The organism is Kribbella sp. NPDC023855 (assembly GCF_040639475.1).
Lineage (GTDB): Bacteria > Actinomycetota > Actinomycetes > Propionibacteriales > Kribbellaceae > Kribbella.
On the sequence record NZ_JBFAAA010000004.1, the window covers coordinates 32,329 to 50,780 of the forward strand.

The 18,452-nt window shown below is 67.5% G+C and carries 22 protein-coding genes and 1 pseudogene; 5 read left to right on the forward strand and 18 right to left on the reverse strand.

Annotated elements, in window-relative coordinates; all coding sequences use genetic code 11:
• The first annotated feature begins 27 nt into the window (after positions 1-27).
• Entirely contained in the window at positions 28-588 is a 561-nt protein-coding gene (locus AB0F51_RS15480) for a hypothetical protein (RefSeq protein WP_360279842.1), read from the forward strand.
• A gap of 33 nt (positions 589-621) precedes the next feature.
• Here AB0F51_RS15480 and AB0F51_RS15485 read toward each other — a convergent pair whose 3' ends face one another.
• The 3 genes from AB0F51_RS15485 to AB0F51_RS15495 all read right to left on the reverse strand — a co-directional run bounded on the left by AB0F51_RS15485 (position 622) and on the right by AB0F51_RS15495 (position 2,678).
• Positions 622-1,488 carry a cytochrome c biogenesis protein CcdA gene (locus tag AB0F51_RS15485; protein WP_360279844.1) on the reverse strand — a complete coding sequence of 289 codons (867 nt, stop codon included), beginning with the start codon at positions 1,486-1,488 and terminating at the stop codon, positions 622-624.
• A 13-nt stretch (positions 1,489-1,501) separates the two neighbouring features.
• Complete coding sequence (locus tag AB0F51_RS15490) at positions 1,502-2,089, reverse strand: redoxin domain-containing protein (RefSeq protein ID WP_360279847.1); 588 nt, start codon at positions 2,087-2,089, stop codon at positions 1,502-1,504.
• A 103-nt stretch (positions 2,090-2,192) separates the two neighbouring features.
• Entirely contained in the window at positions 2,193-2,678 is a 486-nt protein-coding gene (locus tag AB0F51_RS15495) for a TspO/MBR family protein (protein WP_360279849.1), read from the reverse strand.
• Positions 2,679-2,801: 123 nt separating this feature from the next.
• Here AB0F51_RS15495 and AB0F51_RS15500 point away from each other — a divergent pair, with 123 nt between their 5' ends.
• Positions 2,802-3,134, forward strand: coding sequence for a TfoX/Sxy family protein (locus AB0F51_RS15500; protein WP_360279852.1), 333 nt, complete (start codon positions 2,802-2,804; stop codon positions 3,132-3,134).
• Between the two features lie 16 nt (positions 3,135-3,150).
• On the opposite strand, the pseudogene AB0F51_RS15505 reads toward AB0F51_RS15500, so the two are convergent.
• The 3 genes and pseudogenes from AB0F51_RS15505 to AB0F51_RS15515 all read right to left on the reverse strand — a co-directional run.
• Positions 3,151-3,225: pseudogene (locus AB0F51_RS15505) on the reverse strand (hypothetical protein); the annotation flags it as partial.
• Positions 3,226-3,237: 12 nt separating this feature from the next.
• Positions 3,238-4,026, reverse strand: coding sequence for an alpha/beta fold hydrolase (locus AB0F51_RS15510; RefSeq protein WP_360279854.1), 789 nt, complete (start codon positions 4,024-4,026; stop codon positions 3,238-3,240).
• A complete protein-coding gene (locus tag AB0F51_RS15515) occupies positions 4,023-4,544 on the reverse strand; it encodes a PadR family transcriptional regulator (RefSeq protein WP_360279857.1) in 522 nt (173 codons plus the stop codon). Before AB0F51_RS15515 ends, AB0F51_RS15510 begins: the two co-directional genes overlap by 4 nt.
• Before the next feature lie 204 nt (positions 4,545-4,748).
• Between AB0F51_RS15515 and AB0F51_RS15520 the strand changes: the two genes are divergently transcribed.
• Entirely contained in the window at positions 4,749-5,162 is a 414-nt protein-coding gene (locus AB0F51_RS15520; RefSeq protein ID WP_360279860.1) for a hypothetical protein, read from the forward strand.
• Positions 5,163-5,532: 370 nt separating this feature from the next.
• Here AB0F51_RS15520 and AB0F51_RS15525 read toward each other — a convergent pair whose 3' ends face one another.
• From AB0F51_RS15525 to AB0F51_RS15575, 11 genes are all read right to left on the reverse strand, one after another.
• On the reverse strand, positions 5,533-6,399 hold the full coding sequence (locus tag AB0F51_RS15525) for an NmrA/HSCARG family protein (RefSeq protein ID WP_360279862.1): 867 nt from the start codon (positions 6,397-6,399) through the stop codon (positions 5,533-5,535).
• Positions 6,400-6,597: 198 nt separating this feature from the next.
• Entirely contained in the window at positions 6,598-6,756 is a 159-nt protein-coding gene (locus AB0F51_RS15530) for a DUF2945 domain-containing protein (RefSeq protein ID WP_360279865.1), read from the reverse strand.
• Between the two features lie 33 nt (positions 6,757-6,789).
• A complete protein-coding gene (locus AB0F51_RS15535) occupies positions 6,790-7,551 on the reverse strand; it encodes an anti-sigma factor (protein WP_360279868.1) in 762 nt (253 codons plus the stop codon).
• Positions 7,532-8,104, reverse strand: a complete 573-nt coding sequence (locus AB0F51_RS15540) for a sigma-70 family RNA polymerase sigma factor (RefSeq protein WP_360279870.1) — start codon at positions 8,102-8,104, stop codon at positions 7,532-7,534. The genes AB0F51_RS15535 and AB0F51_RS15540 overlap by 20 nt, the downstream gene beginning before the upstream one ends.
• A gap of 59 nt (positions 8,105-8,163) precedes the next feature.
• Positions 8,164-8,844, reverse strand: coding sequence for a class F sortase (locus tag AB0F51_RS15545; protein WP_360279873.1), 681 nt, complete (start codon positions 8,842-8,844; stop codon positions 8,164-8,166).
• Positions 8,841-9,671 carry a DUF4397 domain-containing protein gene (locus tag AB0F51_RS15550; protein ID WP_360279876.1) on the reverse strand — a complete coding sequence of 277 codons (831 nt, stop codon included), beginning with the start codon at positions 9,669-9,671 and terminating at the stop codon, positions 8,841-8,843. The genes AB0F51_RS15545 and AB0F51_RS15550 overlap by 4 nt, the downstream gene beginning before the upstream one ends.
• 113 nt (positions 9,672-9,784) lie before the next feature.
• Positions 9,785-11,386 (reverse strand): ubiquinol-cytochrome c reductase cytochrome b subunit, encoded by a 1,602-nt coding sequence (locus AB0F51_RS15555; protein WP_360279879.1) that lies wholly within the window; start codon positions 11,384-11,386, stop codon positions 9,785-9,787.
• A 208-nt stretch (positions 11,387-11,594) separates the two neighbouring features.
• Positions 11,595-12,470 carry a MerR family transcriptional regulator gene (locus AB0F51_RS15560; protein WP_360279882.1) on the reverse strand — a complete coding sequence of 292 codons (876 nt, stop codon included), beginning with the start codon at positions 12,468-12,470 and terminating at the stop codon, positions 11,595-11,597.
• A gap of 174 nt (positions 12,471-12,644) precedes the next feature.
• Positions 12,645-12,977, reverse strand: a complete 333-nt coding sequence (locus AB0F51_RS15565; protein WP_360279885.1) for a hypothetical protein — start codon at positions 12,975-12,977, stop codon at positions 12,645-12,647.
• 226 nt (positions 12,978-13,203) lie between these two features.
• A complete protein-coding gene (locus tag AB0F51_RS15570) occupies positions 13,204-13,872 on the reverse strand; it encodes a response regulator transcription factor (protein WP_360279888.1) in 669 nt (222 codons plus the stop codon).
• A gap of 5 nt (positions 13,873-13,877) precedes the next feature.
• Positions 13,878-15,110, reverse strand: coding sequence for a sensor histidine kinase (locus tag AB0F51_RS15575; RefSeq protein ID WP_360279891.1), 1,233 nt, complete (start codon positions 15,108-15,110; stop codon positions 13,878-13,880).
• Between the two features lie 208 nt (positions 15,111-15,318).
• On the opposite strand from AB0F51_RS15575, the gene AB0F51_RS15580 reads away from it, so the two are divergent.
• Entirely contained in the window at positions 15,319-16,281 is a 963-nt protein-coding gene (locus AB0F51_RS15580) for an SDR family NAD(P)-dependent oxidoreductase (protein WP_360279894.1), read from the forward strand.
• A 92-nt stretch (positions 16,282-16,373) separates the two neighbouring features.
• Complete coding sequence (locus tag AB0F51_RS15585) at positions 16,374-17,402, forward strand: LacI family DNA-binding transcriptional regulator (RefSeq protein ID WP_360279896.1); 1,029 nt, start codon at positions 16,374-16,376, stop codon at positions 17,400-17,402.
• A gap of 122 nt (positions 17,403-17,524) precedes the next feature.
• Here the strand turns inward: AB0F51_RS15585 and AB0F51_RS15590 are convergent, their stop codons facing one another.
• The gene (locus AB0F51_RS15590; protein WP_360279899.1) at positions 17,525-18,418 is read right to left on the reverse strand and encodes an alpha/beta hydrolase; all 894 of its coding nucleotides are present in this window, start codon (positions 18,416-18,418) and stop codon (positions 17,525-17,527) included.
• Positions 18,419-18,452: the final 34 nt, after the last annotated feature.

The following is an 18,452-nucleotide window of genomic DNA, read 5'->3' on the forward strand; positions in this document are numbered from 1 at the left end:
AGCTCGGGATGTCGTATTGTCGCGGTCGTGGCGCCATCGGCTTTTCCTCCGCTCCCGTGGGAGCTCCCTCCGGCGGCGGAGCGGCTGGTCGACACGTTTCGTCGTACCGGGTCGGTCGAACTGGTGACGTCCCGCAAGGCGATCGCCGGAATCGTGGCGTGCGCCTTGCCGTTCGTCGCGATGATCGGCTACTCCTTCACCAGTCCGAACCCGAGGATGCCGATCGCGATCGGTGCGGTCTTCGCGGGTCCGCTGCTCGGTGTCGCGATCTGGATCACGCGGCTGCTCGTCCCGCGCGTCCGGGTCGTCGTCGACGGCAACGGATTGGTTGTCCGGGGCAAGCGAGTGCTGTGGGCCGAGATCTCGGAGTTCCGCGTCGGCATCGTGCAAAGCCGCGCGACGTACACCTTCGTTGTCGCCGAACGCACCGGCCCCGACGGCCACCCGATCCCCCCGCTGAACCTGCCGCTCCTGCTCAGCCCCAACGCAACCCAACTGAAGGCAGCCCTCGACGTCCTGCTCGCGGAGCGGCACGCCGCTGCGCGCGGCATCCCGGGAAGAATTCAGCGCTGGCCGCAGCAACCGTGAGGCAGGTTCAGGCACCGAGACGGACGCCCGGCTTCAGGTCGAGCTAGGTGTCCCGCGGCGGGATCGTCGGGCACGGCGTACGACGATGATCGCGATGATCAGCAGTAGGGCGAAGAGCGCGGCAACGGTCGCGGTGCCGAGTCGGCCGACGCCGTTCGCGATCCAGTGTTGGATCCGGCCCGCGGTATCGATGACCGGATCGGTGGTCGTGGTGCCGCGGAACACCCGGATCTCGTACCACCCGTAGTACGCGACGTAAGAGCCCGCAACCAGAAGCAGCCCGCCGCCGAGCCGGGACGCGATACCACCGAAGCGGCGGATCCGATGGGCGGTGCCAGCCTGAGCCAGCGCTACCGCCAGCGCGGCCGCGCCCACCAGCAGGCCCATGCCGGCGGCGTAGGCGGTGAACAGCGCTATCCCGGTCATGGTCGAGTCCGTGCGGAAGGCGGACACCACGATCGCCAGGAACGGCCCGATGGTGCAGCCGAGCGATGCGATCGCGTAGGCGCCACCGAACAACGTCATCGACAGGGCGGACCGGGTGACGGCTGGACCACGACGCGACTTCGGCACGAGGGCGGGCAGCTCCCGGCCGGCCAGCAACCAGCCGCCCGCGACGGCCAGCACCAACCCCAATCCGATGGTGAACCAGGGCAGGTGCTGCTGGAGCTGGCCGGCAACGGGCGCGACAGCCAGCCCGAAGAGTCCGAAGACCGCCGCGAACCCAGCCGTCATTGCCGCGGTCGCCGCCAGCGCTCGCCCGATCGCCACCCGCCGCGACGGCGAATCGTCGCCGATCACCAGCAGCGACAGGTACGCCGGCAACATGGCGAAGCCGCACGGGTTGACCGCGGCCAGCATGCCTGCCGCGAGGGCGAGCGCGAACGGAATCTCACTCATCCGAGCAGCCGGATCAGCCGACGAGTTCCGCGAGCTTGTCGGACAGACCGGCGCCCGCGGGGAGATTGCCGGTGAACACCTTGTTGCCCTTGGCATCGAGGATCACATAGACGCTCTGCTCGGTGATCTCGAACCGCTTCCAGACGGCGCCTGCCTCGTCCGACAGGTGGGGGAAGCCGGCAACCTTCTGCTCGGTGACAAAACCGCGCATCGCGTCTGCCTTGTCCAAACCCGCAACCCCGACGACGTTGACTCTGCCCTGGTAGTCGCCGGCAACCTTGGCCGTCGCCGCGGCCTGCGCCCGGCACCTCGGACACCACGGTGCCCAGAACCACAGCACCGCCGGCTTCCCGGCCAGCGCGGCGCCGTCGAAGGCTTTCCCGTCCAGTGTGGTGCCGGTGAACTTCAAGGACTCCGGCACCGCGACCGACGGCGAAGCGTTCGTAGTGCGGGGAACTGGCGACGTGACCGTGGGAGAAGGCGTGCCGGCAGATCCGTCGGTTGCGGGGCCGGCGCTCGGTGGGGAGTCCGTCTCACCACAACCGGAGAGCGCGAACAAGGCGACCGCCAGCGCGGCGGGGGCGAATCGTCGTACGAGCATCAAAACTCCAGGACCGCAGGGACTGATCCACCCAAACCTAGAGCGGCCGTGGACCGAACCGGGGCCTCGCCTCCTTACGGCTCGATGACCTTTGCAACGGCGGTCAACGGTTCAGGTGCCAGATGGCTGCGTTGAGTGCGGCGGCGTAGGTCGTCCAGGCCCAGTAGGGGATCAGGAGTGCTGTCGCTGCCGTGCTGATCAGTCGGAAGGTCAGGACGGTCCAGCCGATCATGATCCACAGGGCGATGATGTCGATCAGGGCGAGGCCGCGGGTGCCGGCACCGAAGAAGAGTGGCGTCCAGACAGCGTTGAGGGCCAGTTGTACGCCGTACGGAACCAGTTCGCGCGACCAGCCGACGCGGCGCCACACGAGCCAGCCGCTAGCCGCGATCGCGGCGTACAGGATGGTCCACACCGGGCCGAACACGCTGCTGGATGGCGCCCAGGCGGGTTGGTCGAGCGTCTGGTACTCCGCTGAGGTTCCGGTGACGCCGAGCGCTCCGATCAGCGCGGTGACCACCACCGCGGCGGCGAAGACGGCCAACGCCGAGAGCATTCGGACCGGGCGGCGTTCGATGATGGCTTCCACAGGTGTTCTCCTCGGGCGGTCGTCAGATGCCGGCTACGCATGCGAAGTACCCCGGACTGAATCGCCTGTACGCCGATGGTGGATCAGGGCCAGATTGTCGGGGGCGGTCGTTAGGGTCGGGGCATGGCGTACGACGAGGAGTTGGCCGACCGGGTCCGGGAGTTGCTGGCGCCGGAGAGCGGATTGAGCGAGCGCCGGATGTTCGGCGGGCTGGCGTTCCTGCTGGACGGGAACATGGCGGTCGCGGTCAGCCCGGGCGGCCTGCTGGTCAGGGTTGATCCGGACGAGATGGAGAAGTTGCTGACGAACACGGACGCAGAGGTTGCAGTGATGGGCAGTCGTGAGATGCACGGGTGGTTGCGGGTTGATGCCGAGCATCTTCGGACTGCCCGGCAGCTGCGGCCGTGGGTGGAGCGTGGAGTCGCGCGGTCGAGGTCGTACCCGCCGAAGGGCTGATCAGGCGGCCGAGACGCTAGCCCTCGTCGCGGGTCGGATGGTCGGTCAGTCGGCCTGTCGGTCGGATGGTCGGTTGGTCGGTTGGTCGGTTGGTCGGTCGGGGTTAGAGGTTGCGGAGTCGTGGTTCGACGCGGCCGTCGAGCCAGGCGAGGATCATGGCGTCGAACAGGTCCGGGTCCTCGATGTTCCAGATGTGGTGCATTCCGGGCGCGAGTCGGGTCAGGGCGTGCGGGACCGCGGTGGCAGCTGCGGTGAGCGAGCGATGGGCGATCTTGGCCTCTCGTTCGCCGGCCACGAGAAGCATCGGGCCGTCGTACTGGTCGAGGCCGTCCGGGATCTGGCCGGCCAGGACGTCGTCGTACATGCGTCGCGCTGTTTCCGGTCGTACTGAGAGTCCGTGGCTGACGTACAGGTCGCGGGCATCGGGCGGGAGGCGGAACGCCGCCGCTTGGGCCTTCCAGAACCAGGCCTTCTCCAGCAGCGCCAGCTGTAGCCCGGATATGAGCCGATGCGTACGGCCGAGCGGTTGGAGCGGCGCGCCGGTGGCGAGGACAGATGCCACGGCGGCGGGGGAGCGGGCCGCGAGGTGGAGGGCGACGACAGCACCGAGCGAGAGCCCGACGACATGGAAGCGTCGCCGTCCGGTCAGCGCGGCGACGCGATCGGCGACGTCGTCGGCCGCGCCGGCGAGTCCGGGCCAGGACTCGGCGGTCCGCGAACCGAAGCCGGGCAGGTGAGGCGTGACGACGGTGCGGTGCCGCAGTGCTGCGAGCTGCGGTTCCCACATCCAGCCGGCGACGTTCCCGCCGTGCAACAGGACGACGGGATGGTCGTCGTGAGCTGACGGCTGCTCGTCGGTCGCCGGATGGAGCTCGGGAAACGTCGTGGTCACGGCAACTCCTCGATGAGGCTGTCGAGCCAGTCCAGCTCGGTGCGAGTGTGCCGGAGGCCGTTGTCCAACGTGGCAAGCCGAAGACGCCCGGCGCGGTCGTGGGGTGCGGGGGCGCTGTCGCGGACGAGCTCGAGCGCGGCGAGAGTGGCCCGCACCGCCGAGCGCCGCTGCTCCAACAGCTCGGCGATTTCCGCAGGCGACAGGTCGTCGGCGAAGAAAACCCTGGCCAGAAAGGCGTTGCGCTCGGGCGTTTGGTCCAAGTCGGAGGTCAACCACTCGTGCAACGCCGCCCGCCCGGCAGCCGTGATGCGATGCTCCTGCCGACTGGGTCCACCCACCCCCGGCACCGTCCGCACCTCAGCCAGCCCTTCACTCACCAGCGCAGCCAGCGTCCGATAAATCTGCGCCTTATCAGCCGACCAGAAGTAGTCAACAGTCGAGTCAAAATGCCGCTTGAGGTCATAACCGCTCAACGGCCCCATCGCCAAAAACCCCAAGATGATGCGCTGCAAGATCACCCCAGTAGTAGACAACACACCTAGCTGATTTGTCGACTAGCTGGGTGCGATCGTTCGCTGGCGTTATCAGCTTCGTCATCGCGCGGGTGATCTTCGCCTTGGTCGGCGACTGCTCGCTCAGGTGGCATTACCTGGGACGTCATCGATTTTGGTGAGGGTTGGCGGCAGAGTCTTCGTCAAGAGCTACTACTGAAGGAGACACAAATGAGCACTCAGGCGATCGGCGCCGCTCGTACTACGACTACCGTGCGCAGCCGGTTTCTCTCCCAGGTACTGCGGTTTGATGCCATCGCATCGGGTGGTCTCGGGGTTTTGTTGCTAGGGGCAAGTGGTGTGCTGGATGGCGTGCTTGGGCTGCCTAGGGGACTGAGCCTTTCAGCTGGCGCGTTCTTGCTGGTCTGGACCGCGGCACTGCTCCTGATCGCCCGTCGGCCCGAGCTGAACCGGACGGCGGTGAGCGAGGTGGTCATCATCAACCTCGCGTGGGTGGTCGCCAGTATCGCGGCGGTCTTCACCGTCGACCTGACCGGTCTCGGCGTCGCCTTCGTCCTCGTCCAGGCCGGAGCTGTTGCACTGTTCGCCGAACTGCAACTCACCGCCCTCCGCAAAACCACCTGAAGGGCCCCGCGCTGCCTCGCCGTTCGCTCCTCCGTCCCTCACCACTCGGCGTTCCCACCCATCCAGTGATGCGCTCCTCCGTCGCGCGGAGCCGAGAGTAGGCACCCACGTTGCAAGTGCTGGACGATGTGCCGATGTTCGGATCGCGGCTGGGCGATCCGGGCCTGCCGCCGCAGCTGCGGAAGCCGGGTTGGTCGCGCGACCTCGACCGGAGGTTGTGCGGCCCCACGCGTGGCACCGCAGGCGCGATGCTCCGGCCGTGCTCTGTCAGCCGCAGAGCAAGCCGTTCCAGCCGACGGTTTTGAGAGGGTTCTGACACCGACGCGGTTCTGCGGACTGTTCTGGCGAGCGGCCTCTCGCCGTGGCATCCTCAGCGGTCGGCGGGGTGGTGGCGTTCTAGGAACTCTTTGACTGTTGTTACGCGGCCCAGTAGTCTCACGGTTTCCATCGGGTCGGCGGCTACTGGGTTGGCTGCCAGCCAGCGCCACATTGTGGTGAGGTCTTTGCCGGTGAAGCGTTCGAAGAGCCATAGGGGCATCGGGAAGCTGCGGGGTGGTCGGCCTGTTGCTGCGGTCCAGGCCTGGCGGAGTTCGGCGATGGTGCGGAACTCCGCTGCCAGTGGGAGCTCTGCGCCGATGAATTCGGCCGGGTTGGCGAAGGCCCGCGCGGCGATTGCGCCGAGGTCGTCGACTGCCAGCCAGGGCACCGGGGTCTGTTCGCCGGCAAGCTTGGGCATCAGGCGCCAGACCGCGACAGGCGGGTAGAGGTCCTTGTCGGTCATCAGTTCCATGAACGCTGTTGGTCGCAGTACCGTCAGTGGAACGCCGAGCTCGCGCAGGTAGTCGGCGATGATCAGCTTCGACTCCCAGGAGTCGACACCGGTGCCGCGCACACCCGGCCCGGCCGATCCGTAGACCACGTGCTGTACGCCGGCGGCCTTCGCTGCGTCTGCGACATTCTTGCCCTGCTGTACCTCGCCGTCGTGGCCGGCGATCATCGGGTTCTGCACGCTGTACACGCCGTACGCACCCCCGAAGACACGCAGCACCGAGTCGGGGTCCGCCATGTCGCAGCCAACAACCTCGGCACCAGCCGACCGCAAGGCATCACTGGCCGGGGAGTCCGGCTTGCGCGTCAGGGCGCGCACGCGCCAGCCGTCCGCCAGCACATGCCGGGCGACCGCCCCACCCTGCCGACCTGTTGCCCCCAGCACCGCAATAAGCCCGTTGTTCTCCATGCCACGCCCCCTGCTGCCAGGGTAGGCCTGCCAGCACTTCCCGACCAGAGCTAAACCTCCGGTCGGCCCGATAGAGCGATCCAGCAACAAAGCGGCGCGGGAAACCAGGCGGGCCGGCCGCACCTATCACTCGCACGTCACCTCGCGGTACGGGCGGCGGCGCGATGCACTACTCGCGGTACGTTGCCTCGTGCTCGGTCATGCCGGCCCCTTCGCCGACCGGCGCAGTGCTGACGGCTTGTGTACCGCGGTACGGCCCGACTTGTCGCTGCGCACCAGGTACTGCGGTTCGTCCGGTGACGCGTCGACTGTCCGCCCGCCCGCTTCGGTCCGCTCGGTGAGGTGCCGGTGGGTCACCGGTACCCACCGCGGAGGGGGCGACGCGGGCACTCAGGCCGGCAGGGTGCCGCGGATGATGCTGTCCAGCGAGTGCACCGGGTTACCGTCGTCGGGCTCGAGGGACACGTCGACGATCCGGTATCCCTGGGCCGTCAGATCCGGCGGTACCTGGAAGGTGCCTCCGGTCTGCGGGTTGAGCACGCCCAGCGAGACCATCCGCTTGCCGTCGACGTTGATCAGCCAGACCTCGTAGTACCCGTTGGCTGCGGCCAACCCTGCCGCATCGACCTTCAGCCGGGTTCCGGACGGCTCCCGGATCAGGTCTGCGCTGCCGCCGCCGGTCTTGCCGGTCAGGGGGGCGAGCTTGACCATCACTTCGGCGACTGGTTGGTCGGGCTCGCCGTCGCGGGTGACCAGCAGGGTGCCGATGATGCCCGCACCGACGCCAAGGAGTGCCGCGATACAGGCGGCAAGCGCGAGCGTCGGGCGGCGGAACCGCCGGTTGGTGCCGGCCGAGCTGGGTGCTTTCTCGTCGGTCAACGGATGGTCGGGACCTTCTGGAGACCGCTGGTCCAGGACCACCTGTTCGGAGGAGGGCGGTGTGCTGACCTCTTCGACGATGCGTTGCCAGACTGAGTCGTCCGGTTGCTCCAGCGAGGGCAGCGTCTTGCTGACGGCCACGAGGGATCGCAGCTCACCGAGGCTGGTCCGGCAGCGGTCGCACAGCTGAAGATGATCGGCGGCAGCGGCGTCATCGGGCTGACCGTCGAGGGCCCATTGCGCGAGCAGTTCGTCATCGAGATGCCTCGTCACCTGTCACCTCCTTCAATCGGTCTCGCAGATGGAGCAGGCCGCGCCGTACGTGGCTTTTCACTGTTCCGATCGGGAGCTCGAGCCGTTCGGCGATCTGCGGGTACGTCTGGTCTTCGTAGAAGGCGAGCCGGAGGATCGTTCGCCGGGGATCACCGATGCGTGCGATTTCGTCGGCCAGGACGACTCGTTGGACTGTGAGGTTGTCAATTGTCTCAGTCACGTCGCTCGTGCGATCCAGGGTGGTGGCGGCCGTGTCGAGGGCGCGACTGCGTTCTTTCAGGCAGTCGGCGATGCGATGGCGGGTGATGCCGGCCAGCCAGGATCCGAGCTGTCCGGTCGAGGGGTCGAAGGTTGCTCTTCCCCGCCAGGCGGCGACGAAGACCTGCTGGGTCACGTCTTCGGCGTCGCTGCGATTGCCGAGTGCCCGCACGGCCAAGGTGAAGACCAAGCCGGACCACTGACGGTAGGCATCAGCCAAACTGTCGTCGCGCCCTTCCGCGAAGCGTTTGGAGATCTCGGCCGGCGAGGGTCCGCCGACGTCGTCGGTGGTCACGTCGCGACCATAGCGAATCTCACCGTCAAGAGCATCGCCGAAGCGTGCGGTCCCGGTGGTCAACCGGTGGCCGCAACTGCGGTGATGACCACGTTGTCGCGGTACCCACCGCGGTCCCGGTCATAGCGGCCGCCACAGGTGACGATGCGCAGCTTGCGATCACCCGCACGGTCGAACAGGTCCTCGACGGCCAGTTGTGTCTTGGGTACTTCGCGGACCAGCTGGACCCGGTACTTCGCCGTCGACCCGTCGGACGACCGGACTCTGACATCGTCGCCAGGGCGGAGCTTGCGGAGTCTGACCAGAGGTCCGCTCCCGAACTCCTTGCTGTCCAGGTGCCCGCCCAGGACGGCCGATCCCTGCGGGTCGGACGGTGTTGGTCCGAACTTGTACCAGCCGACCACCGCTGGGTTCGGTGGTAGCTCCATCTGTCCGTCGGCGCCGACACCGACGGCCTGGATGGCCAAGTCGAGGTTCACCGACTCGATCTGGAGCCGGCTCGGCTGTCCGACGATGATGACGGGTGGAAGTTCGGCGTCGCGAGTCCGGACGGCCGGCCGGGGTCCGGTGGCCGAGGGCTGTGCCCCCGGCGTTGTGGCTGTCGGCCGTGGAGAGCTGACGGCAGGCTCAGCGCTCTTGCGAGCACCAGCCGTCGTACTGGAGTTGCCGCACCCGGTCAGTAGACCGAGGCAGGCGAGTGCGGTCGTCACCAGGACGACCGCACCACGCCGCGTGATCACGGTTGGGTGCGCGACCGGACGGCTACCGTGCCGAAGCCGACCACTGCAAGGCCGGCCGCGGCGAGGAGGCCGCCAAGCCACAGCGGTACGTCGGAGCCCGCGGCCTGCCCGCCGGTGCCGCCGGGGATGCCGGTGGGGCTGTGGTGCAGGCCGGTGATGGTCTGGACGGCGAGCTTGAGGTTCTTACCGCCGGCGCTGCCCCAGGCGTAGACGATCGTGTTCGTTCCTTCCTTGAGGTTCACGTCAGCTGGGCCGATGGCGACCGTCGAGGTGCCGGCCAGGGCCACGTCGGCTTTCACGACGCCGGCCGGCAGGTCTGCCTTGCCTTCCTTGGGGTTGGTCACCCCCTTGAACACGGGTGTTCCGCCGGCCCGGATGTCGACAGCGGGTGCGGCGGCGGCGTGGCGAACGGTGATCCGCGCCTTGCCCGCGGCGACCTTCGACACGTCGTTGACATAGGGCGTCAGGACGGGCTTTCCGCCCGCGTTCAGGTGTGCGACGACGGTGATGTTCGCGCCGCCGGGCACCGTGACGTCGTTGGCCTGGATGACCGCGGCGCCGCCCGCGCCCGCACCGGCAGCCGTCACCTTGAGGTCGTAGGTTCCTTCCGGGAGCTTGACCGGGTCGGTCAGGGTGCCGGGTTTGAAGTTGGTCAGCAGGGCCTTGCCGTTGGCGTAGACGTCGACGGTCGGGCCGGGCACGGCGTGCAGGACCGAAACGGTCGCGTTTGCGGTCGGCCCGGCTTGAGCTGAGGTCGCAGCGGCTGCCGGCAGGCTTGCTGCGAGCAGACCGGTGGCCGACAAGGCGATGACACGGCGAACAGACATGGAAACTCTCCTCGGAGTCGGGGTTGCTTGACATGTCTTCGGTCCGGCAGCGCCCAACGGATGCACTGGGAGACAAACTTATGCAAATCTGGTGCACACTCCGCACCGAGCGGTCACTCGGGTCGTCGGGCCGGCAGCTCGTCGTGGTCGAGTTCGGCCCCGGTCGGCTTGGGGACTGTATCGGCGTAGTAGAAGCGCGACAGTGCTGCCCGGACCCTTGCGCGCCGGCGTCGTGGGGTGGGAATCCCGTTGGCGTCGGTGTCCGGGTCGACGGACTGGGGGAGTTGCCGTTCGTGGGCGGTCAGGGTGTAGGCCTCGTACTTCGAGATCGGGGTGTGCTTCTCGTAGTACGCGCCCTCGGGGGAGCGGACGATGATGCCGGACTCGAGGCCGTGCAGTACCCGGTCGCGATCCGCGCGTTGCAGTGAGATCGCGATTCGCCGGGTGATCCAGAAGGCGAGGATCGGGCCGATGACGATGAGGACCCGGCAGACCCAGGTGATGGTGTTGATCGAGGAGTTGAAGTGGGTGGCGATCAGGTCGTTGCCGCTGTTGAGCCAGAGCACACCGTAGAAGACGATGACGGCGACGCCGATCCCGGTGCGCGTTGGCTGGTTACGTGGCCGGTCCAGCAGGTGGTGCTCCCGCGTGTCGCGGGTGACCCAGGCTTCGATGAACGGGTAGAGCGCGACGAACCCGATGAACAGCGGTGGCATCAGCAGTGCGGGTACGACGACGTTCCAGCTGATCGTGACGCCCCAGAACGACGACTCGATGCCGGGCATCAACCGGACGGCGCCGTCGAGCCACGCCATGTACCAGTCGGGTTGTGAGCCGGCGGTGACTTCGGCCGGGTTGTAGGGCCCGTACAGCCAGACCGGGTTGATCTGCAGCAGGGCCCCCATCAGGGCCAGCACCCCGAAGACGACGAAGAAGAAGCCGCCCGCCTTGGCGAGGTAGACCGGCAGCAACGGGTAGCCGACGACGTTCTTCTCGGTCCGGCCGGGACCGGCGAACTGGGTGTGCTTGTGGTAGACGACCAGGAAGAGGTGCGCGGTGATCAAGGCCAGCAGGATGCCGGGAATCAGCAGGACGTGAACGGTGTAGAACCGCGAGACGAACTCGTCGCCGGGGAACTCGCCGCCGAAGATGAAGAACGACAGGTAGGTGCCGACGACAGGGGAGGCCAGGACCAGACCCTCGGTGATCCGCAGCCCGGTACCGGACAGCAGGTCGTCGGGCAGGCCGTAGCCGATGAACCCTTCGACGATGCCCAGGAACAGCATCACGATGCCGATCAGCCAGTTCAGCTCGCGCGGTTTGCGGAACGCGCCGGTGAAGAAGATCCGGAGCAGATGCACGCTCATCGCGGCGACGAACAAGACCGCGGCCCAGTGGTGGATCTGCCGCATCAGCGGGCCGCCGCGGATGTCGAACGAGATCCGCAGCGTCGACTCGTAGGCCTCCGACATGTGCAGGCCCTTGAGCAGGCTGTATGAGCCCTGGTACTCGACCTCCGCCATCGACGGCCGGAACCACAGGGTGAGGAACACGCCGGTCAGCAGCAGGATGACGAAGCTGTAGAGCGCGATCTCACCGAGCATGAAGGACCAGTGATCGGGGAACACCTTCCGCAGGTTCTTCCGGCCGAGCTTGCCGATCCCCACTCGGTCGTCGAGCCAGCCGACCGGTCCGGGCAGTTCTGTTCGGGTCACTTGTCACCTCAACTGGTGCCGACGGTCGGTGCGCGACGTTTCGACTCGGCGGTGCCTGGACACCGCTTCACCAAACTTAGGCACAAGTGATGCGTAACGGCGATGGCTGCACAAGTTCGGCAGGAAGTTGGGAGGCGGGTGCATCCGACGGCCGCAGTGCGGCGGAAGAGGGTGTGACCAGTCTGTTCGTCTGTGGAGGTCGACTGGCTCAGTGACGTCGGGCCCTGGTGATCAGCCGCTCGGCGGCCTGCTCCAGGTCAGTGAGTGTTCGTACCGATCGCGGCCACCCGGGACCGGCGGATTCGACGGCGAATCCCTGTCTCAGCAACCGAGTCCGCAGGGCGGCCTGGCCCGCCTGCCGGCGAAGCGACCACAAGACGACGACCCGAGGAGCGGTCCTTTGTGCTGCCGACATGAGGGCCACCTCCCCGGCGTCAGGACCGATGAGCACCACGGGCTGGGCCCGCTCCGCGAGCACTGCTTCGAGCACGGTCATCGGCATCGTGTGCCGCTCGTTCGGGCAGACTGCCAGCAGCACCGGGGCGACACCATTTCGACGTAGACGGCGGTCGTTGAGGTACCGCTCGACTGCGCCCTCGAACGACCGAGCCAGCACGACCTCGATATCGGTGCAGTCACCATCGCGCTGGAATCGCTGCCCCAGCTGGCGAAACGCCGGCGCAACCAAGTCGGTCCAGGTTCGTCGCACACCGGATCGAGCCAGCGAACCGTCCAGCAACTCGTCGAGCGCCGGCAGCCGCAGTACCTCGGCTTCCCGCAGCAGTGTGTCGAGCTCGGCCGAGGCTGGATCGCGCGGAGCCGGAACCTGGAGACGGCTCAGCCGAGCCGCGTCCACCGGCGAGGTGCCCTGCTGAATCAGGAGCTGCATGCGTCGTAACCGATCGACATCGGCCTGTGTGTAGCGACGATGCTGACCCTGACTGCGCTGCGACGGCCCGATCCCGTACCGCCTTTCCCAGCTGCGCAGCGTCATCGCCGAGATCCCCAGCATGGCCGCGACCCGGCCAACCGGCCACACCGCGCGCGACAAGTCGGCGCCCGGCCCAGCTCCCGCGTCGGTCACGTCCCTACGATGACACGATCGCCGCCACCTCACGACCTCGACGTCAGACGCGGACAGAACTTGTGCGCGCCGGCGGTTGGCCAGGACTTGTGGCTCTGCCACTGGCTGTCCGCGCCGAGGAGCGCGCGCACCGACGCGGCTGTGGGGTTCCGCGGGTGCGCTGGAACAGCGCGTTCACGGGGTGTCCTGGTTGGTGGGGCGGAGGTCGGCTTGGGGGACCCAGGCGATGTTGCCGTTGCGGTCGCGGACTCGGCCTAGCCATTGGCCGCCTTCGCGGATCCAGGCGTCCAGTTCGCCGGACTCCCACGCGACGAGCTGTTCGACGGGTTGGGGTGGGTCGACGGTGCGGATGTCGTCGGGCGGCCGGGTTCCCTGGGCGTTGAACTGCAGGTCGAGGTCAGTTTTCATCTGTTCGGCCGCGGCCCGGTCGAGGTTGGTCACACGCCAGCCGTTGACCGCGCTGTCCCACACCCCGAAGGTGCCGCTGCCGTCGTCTGAGAGACGCACTGTGAACCGTCCTAACATGCCTCCACGGTAGCTCACTCTCGAACATATGTTCTAGTGTTCGCAATCCGGATGTTTGGCAGCTGCCCGCATCCGTCCGGCAGGTTCACTGGGCGGCACCGCACACGGCACCGGGTTCGTCGACCAGCGGCTTCAGCGAGACACGGAGAGGAACTCTGTCTTGATCTGTTGCAGCGCGTGACTCGGCTTTGCAGCTTCTCTGGTCTTGTTACTGGCCGGCGAGGGTTTGGTGGACGAAGACTGCTAGTTGGGTGCGGTCGCGGAGGTTGAGTTGGGCGAGGATGCTGGAGATGTGGGTCTTCACGGTTCCTTCGGAGATGATCAGTTCCTGGGCGATCTCGCGGTTGTTGGCGCCGGCGGCTACCAGGCGGACGACTTCGCGTTCCCGGTCGGTCAGCCGGGACAGTTCGGTCGGCAGCTTCCCCTCAGATGGTTTCAGCGGGGTTGAGGCGAGGAGGGCGACGACCTTGGCGGCAGCCGCCGGTGCCAACTGAACCACCCCGCGCCGTGCCAGGCGGATGGCCCGGGCCAGATCTCGGGCGGGCAGGTTCTTCAGCAAGTAGCCGGTTGCGCCCGCTTGGAGCGCCTGGTGCACGTGTTCGTCGTCGTCGAACGTCGACAACACGAGCACCGTGGTGGACGGTTCGCTACGCAGGATTTCTGCTGTCGCGCGGACCCCATCGAGAACGGGCATCCGGACATCCATCAGTACTACGTCAGGTTTCAGCTCCTCGACCAGGCGCAGCGCTTCGGCGCCATCGGCCGCGCTGCCGATCACCTCGATACCGGATTGCTGTCCCAGGATGGCAGTGAGCCCGTCCCGCATCAGCTCCTGGTCGTCCACGACCAGCAGCCGGATCGTCTCACTCGGCTCCATCCCGGTCACCGCTTTCCCGTCGTCGTCCGCGGAACACTGACAGACAACCTTGTACCGCCGCCGGGTGCGACCGACAGCTGGAGCCGGCCGCTGACCAGCTCCAGCCGCTCGCGAATGCCACGCAAACCGTTGCCAGGGTCGATCGGTGGACCGATGCCGTCATCGTCCAAGGTCAGCGAGGCCGCGTCGGTGCCAAGGTCCACCTCCAGCCTCACCCGGCTGGCCCGAGCGTGCCGCTGCACATTGGTCAGACCCTCTTGAGCAGCGCGGTACAGCGCCAGCAACTGCTGTCCCGAATAACGTTGCTCGTCTCCGGTGAGCTTGAGGTCCAGTTCGAACGGCAGCACCTGGAGATCCGCAACGAGCGACTCGAGCGCCGGCCCCAGCACGAACGGCGCTTCATCTTTGCGGAGAGCACGGACCGAGTCCCGTACGTCGGACAACGCTTGGTCGGCGAGCCGTTTTGCGTTGCCAACGGCAACAGCCGCGGCTCCCTGGTCGGCTTCCACCAGTAGTTGGGCCTTCTCCAGTTGGACGCTGATCACGGTGAGGTGCTGCCCGAGGCTGTCGTGGATGTCGCGGGCGAGACGGTTGCGCTCCTCGATCGTGGCCAGCTCTGCTACCCGGCTCTGGGACTCGATGAGCTGGCGGTGCGAGGCGCCGAGATCGTGGAGCAGGGTTTCTGCCCTTTGGCGGCTGGCTTGCTCACGCCGGATCAGCAGAGCGGTGGCCGTGACCAGGACGACGGCGATCACGAACAGCGTGAACGCGTTCATGCTGGCTGGGTCGGTGAGCCAGGCAGGCTTGTGCCAGGTGAACCTCAGGGTGAACCAGGCGAGGATCGCCGCGCCTGCCCAAACACCGGCCCGTCCGCCCACCCAGAACACGACTGGGAATGGCAGGGCCAGGTACATGATCGAGGCCACGCTGAGCCCGTCGGTCAGGGTCAGCGCCTCGACCAGTACCGCCTGAGCGGCCAGCGCCGTCCCGGCGGTCAGCGCCGGCGGCGCATCGCCGTACCGACGGCTGACCAGGATCTGCAAAGTCAGCAAGACGGCCACGGTGATCAGTGCGAGTCCAGAGGTGCCGGCGGATGGGCCGGACTCACGAACGTCGCGGCTGATCACGGCGAGGAGGCAGCTGAAGCCGACGACTCCGGTCACGCCGACTGAAACAGGGATCGGGCGTGCCGCCCGCCCTGCAACTTGCGTCTCGGTCGCCATATCGCCCTTCGACATTCGGGTCAGGACGGTAGTAGTCCAGCACACGCCAGGCGCATCGGCATCGTCCAACCGGCTGGGCCGGGTCTGTCCAACGACCTATGCCGAAGGTCGCGCCGGCTGACGCCGACCGACGGATCAGGTCACGCCATCTTGCCGATGCTCCGGTCCGTCCCGGCTTCCTACGCTGCAGGCACAGATTGCCCGAGCGAAAGGTACGAGCAAGATGACCGAACAGCAGGATGCTGGTGAAAGCACCCAGTCAGAGCGCCGGCTGGGACGGCGAGCAGTGGTGGCCGGGGCCGCCGTTGCCACGGCGGTGGCGGCTGGGGCGGCCGGAGTAGCCGGCGGAAGGCTGACCGCGGCTCCCGGCCCGCGAATGAGTGCAGCGCCGGCGGACGGGCAACGTTTCGCGGGCAAAGTGGTGCTAATTACGGGTGCGACGTCGGGGATCGGTCGCGCCACCGCTGAGGCCTTCGCCGCGGAGGGAGCGAAGGTCGGTTTCTGCGGGCGGCGAGAGGATCGCGGCCGCCAGGTCGAGCAGCAGATTCGCGCTCGGGGGCACGAAGCGACGTACCTGCGGGCTGATGTCAGGGTGGAGGACCAGGTGGTCAAGTTCGCCGACGGGGTGGCGTCGCGGTACGGGCGACTGGACATCGTCTTCAGCAACGCCGGCGTCCATCACATCAGCCCTGTGCACAAGATCAGCACGGCACAGTGGGACGACGTACTGAACACCAATCTGCGGGGCGCGTACTTCACCCTGAAACATACGATCCCGCACTTGCTCAGCGCGGGTGGCGGGAACATCGTTCTCACCGCCTCGATCAACGCGCTGGCGGTGCGGCAGGGCTTTTCGGCGTACGGCGCCAGCAAGCACGCCCTCCTCGGACTCATGCAGGCAGCGGCCCTCGACTACGGTGCCCAGGGAATCCGCGTGAACGCAGTACTGCCCGGTCTGGTCGACACCGAGATGGCCCGCAGGGTCTCGGGAAACGAGCGGACCCCCGACGCCCTCTACAACGCCGGCCTCGCTGTCACCGCCCGATCGCGGGCCCCAGCAGTCGGCCGCACCGGCCGACCCGAGGAAATCGCTGCGTTCGTCCTCGACATCGCGTCCGACCGCTATCCGTTCATGACCGGCTCGGCCCAGGTGATCGACGGCGGCGCCACGGCATCACTCCCGTAGCGTCACCCGACCCAGCGCCACTCAGGTGCCGTCGGCAATGAACGGGTGATCGCGGGTAGAGTTCGGTCATCATTCGTCGCCGTCGAGGAGCCATGACCGACATCGCGCCACAGCGCGGCAAACGCCCGCCGACCATCCACGACGTCGCCGCGCAGGCGGGCGTCTCTCGCGGTACGGTATCGCGCGTCCTGCAGGGCGGGCGCAATGTCAGCCCGGCCAGCCATCGAGCGGTGGACGCCGCCATCCGCAAGCTCGGCTACGTGGTGAACCAGGCGGCCCGCAGCCTGGTGACCCGGCGTGCGGGATCGGTCGCGTTCCTGCTCTCGGAGACGCAAGACCGGTTGTTCCTCGATCCCAACCTGGCCACCATGTTGCGTGGCTGCACCACCGCGCTTGCGGCGCACGACATCCCGCTCGTACTGGTCGCGGCGGGCACCGAGGCGGAACGCCGTCGTATCGCTCCCTACCTGGCCGCCCAGGTCGACGGAGCGTTGCTGTTCACCTGGGACCGCGGTACGCCGATGTTCGACCTGCTCCAGGAGACCGAGCTGCCGTTCGTGTGCTGCGGTAAGCCACATGACCAGAATGCCGCGGTCTCCTACGTGGTTGCGGACGACCGCGAGGGCGCTCGGACCATGGTGCGCTACTTGCTCGAGACGGGCCGCAAGCGCATCGCGCATATCGCGGGGCCTGCCGACGGACCTGGTGGGTCTGAGAGGCTGGAGGGCTACCGGGAGATGCTTGCTGAGCACCGGATCCGTTTCAGTAAACGGCTCGTGGCGACGGGCGACTACAGCCGGGCAAGTGGTGAGGCGTGTATGCAGCAGTTGCTGACCCGGGTGCCGGATCTTGACGCCGTATTCGTCGCGTCGGACCTGATGGCTGAGGGTGCTTTGGCTGCGATCGAGCGGGCGGGGCTCAGCGTCCCCGGCGATATCGCCGTGGGTGGCTTCGACGACTCATCAGTTGCCGCTGGCACCAACCCGCCGCTGACCACGATGCGGCAGCCGTGGGAGCGGATCAGCGAGATGATGGTGCGCCAGTTGCTGGCTCAGATCGACGGCGACGGCCCGGCCAGCGTCATCCTTCCGACAGAACTGGTCATCCGCGAGTCGGCCTGAGTCCCACACTGCCTCGCCGCTCACCACCCGGCGCCGGCCATCGTGGCCGGCCCCGGGGGATGTGCTCAGCTCAAAAGCGTCAGCTCAGCTCAAAGGCGAGAGCTCAGCTCAAAGCGGGGTGCTCAGGTCAAGAGCGCTTCCCACCGGGTGGTGCTGGAGGTGGCGTCGGTGCGAAGGCGGTCGCGGGCGACGGTATCGGCGTACAGGCTCCAGCGCATCCAGTCCACGAACGTGTTGCGGGCCCGGGAGTCGCTGAAGTAGCTGCTGTGACTCCCGCCGACGAAGGTGAGGAAGGCCTTCGGCGTGGGCAGTTCGCGGTAGGCCTGGCGGGCGGAGGAGTAGGGGCAGGTGCTGTCCCGATCCCCGTGGATGAACAGGACTTTGGCCCGCACCGAGGACGACGGGTTGCCCATGTCCACACAGGCCCACGGCGCAGCTGCGACGATCCGCGAGTCCGGCGCGATGGTCAGCAGGCCGTGGGTGGTCATGCCGCCCATCGAGTAGCCAGACACGCCGACACCCACCGTGGTGTTGATGTGGCCCCGCAACGGGTCGTTGGCCGACGTGTTCAACCCGAGAGTGCCGGTGATTGCCACGGAGGCGTCCTTGGACAGGTTGCCGTTGTACGCGTCGCCGATGGAGGCGCTGGTGAAGACCGGGGCGGGGACGATGAATCCGGCCGCGGCCAGTGGACGGATGTGACCCAGCGCGCCTTGGGGGCTGGCGCCGGAGCCGTGCGTGTACTGGCAGATGGGGAACACGCCGTCGGCAACCGGAGCGTTGGTGGTCGGACCCGAACCGGGCGTGCCTTTGGCGGGGTAGTAGACGTAGGTGTTCACGCGGCGACTGCCGCGCCACCAGGTGTATTGGCGGACGCCGACCGCGAACGGTGTGGTCGGCGCGCCGGCTAGTGGGGTGGCTGTCCCGAGGGCTTGGCCGGCGCCGAGCGCGGTCAGGCCTGCGCCGGCGGCTCCGGCGGCGGTCAGGCTGAGGAAGGTACGACGTTGCATGGTCATGAGCACTCCAAGGGGGCGGAAGTGGTGGGGCCTG

What these genes read in the sequence shown, in the direction of transcription:
- AB0F51_RS15585 (WP_360279896.1), top strand. Translation starts at nt 16,374, where the DNA reads ATGACCGACATCGCGCCACAGCGCGGCAAACGCCCGCCGACCATCCAC.
- AB0F51_RS15580 (WP_360279894.1), top strand. Translation starts at nt 15,319, where the DNA reads ATGACCGAACAGCAGGATGCTGGTGAAAGCACCCAGTCAGAGCGCCGG.
- AB0F51_RS15490 (WP_360279847.1), bottom strand. Translation starts at nt 2,089, where the DNA reads ATGCTCGTACGACGATTCGCCCCCGCCGCGCTGGCGGTCGCCTTGTTC.
- AB0F51_RS15550 (WP_360279876.1), bottom strand. Translation starts at nt 9,671, where the DNA reads ATGTCTGTTCGCCGTGTCATCGCCTTGTCGGCCACCGGTCTGCTCGCA.
- AB0F51_RS15520 (WP_360279860.1), top strand. Translation starts at nt 4,749, where the DNA reads ATGAGCACTCAGGCGATCGGCGCCGCTCGTACTACGACTACCGTGCGC.
- AB0F51_RS15590 (WP_360279899.1), bottom strand. Translation starts at nt 18,418, where the DNA reads ATGACCATGCAACGTCGTACCTTCCTCAGCCTGACCGCCGCCGGAGCC.
- AB0F51_RS15485 (WP_360279844.1), bottom strand. Translation starts at nt 1,488, where the DNA reads ATGAGTGAGATTCCGTTCGCGCTCGCCCTCGCGGCAGGCATGCTGGCC.
- AB0F51_RS15570 (WP_360279888.1), bottom strand. Translation starts at nt 13,872, where the DNA reads ATGGAGCCGAGTGAGACGATCCGGCTGCTGGTCGTGGACGACCAGGAG.
- AB0F51_RS15525 (WP_360279862.1), bottom strand. Translation starts at nt 6,399, where the DNA reads ATGGAGAACAACGGGCTTATTGCGGTGCTGGGGGCAACAGGTCGGCAG.
- AB0F51_RS15575 (WP_360279891.1), bottom strand. Translation starts at nt 15,110, where the DNA reads ATGTCGAAGGGCGATATGGCGACCGAGACGCAAGTTGCAGGGCGGGCG.
- AB0F51_RS15500 (WP_360279852.1), top strand. Translation starts at nt 2,802, where the DNA reads ATGGCGTACGACGAGGAGTTGGCCGACCGGGTCCGGGAGTTGCTGGCG.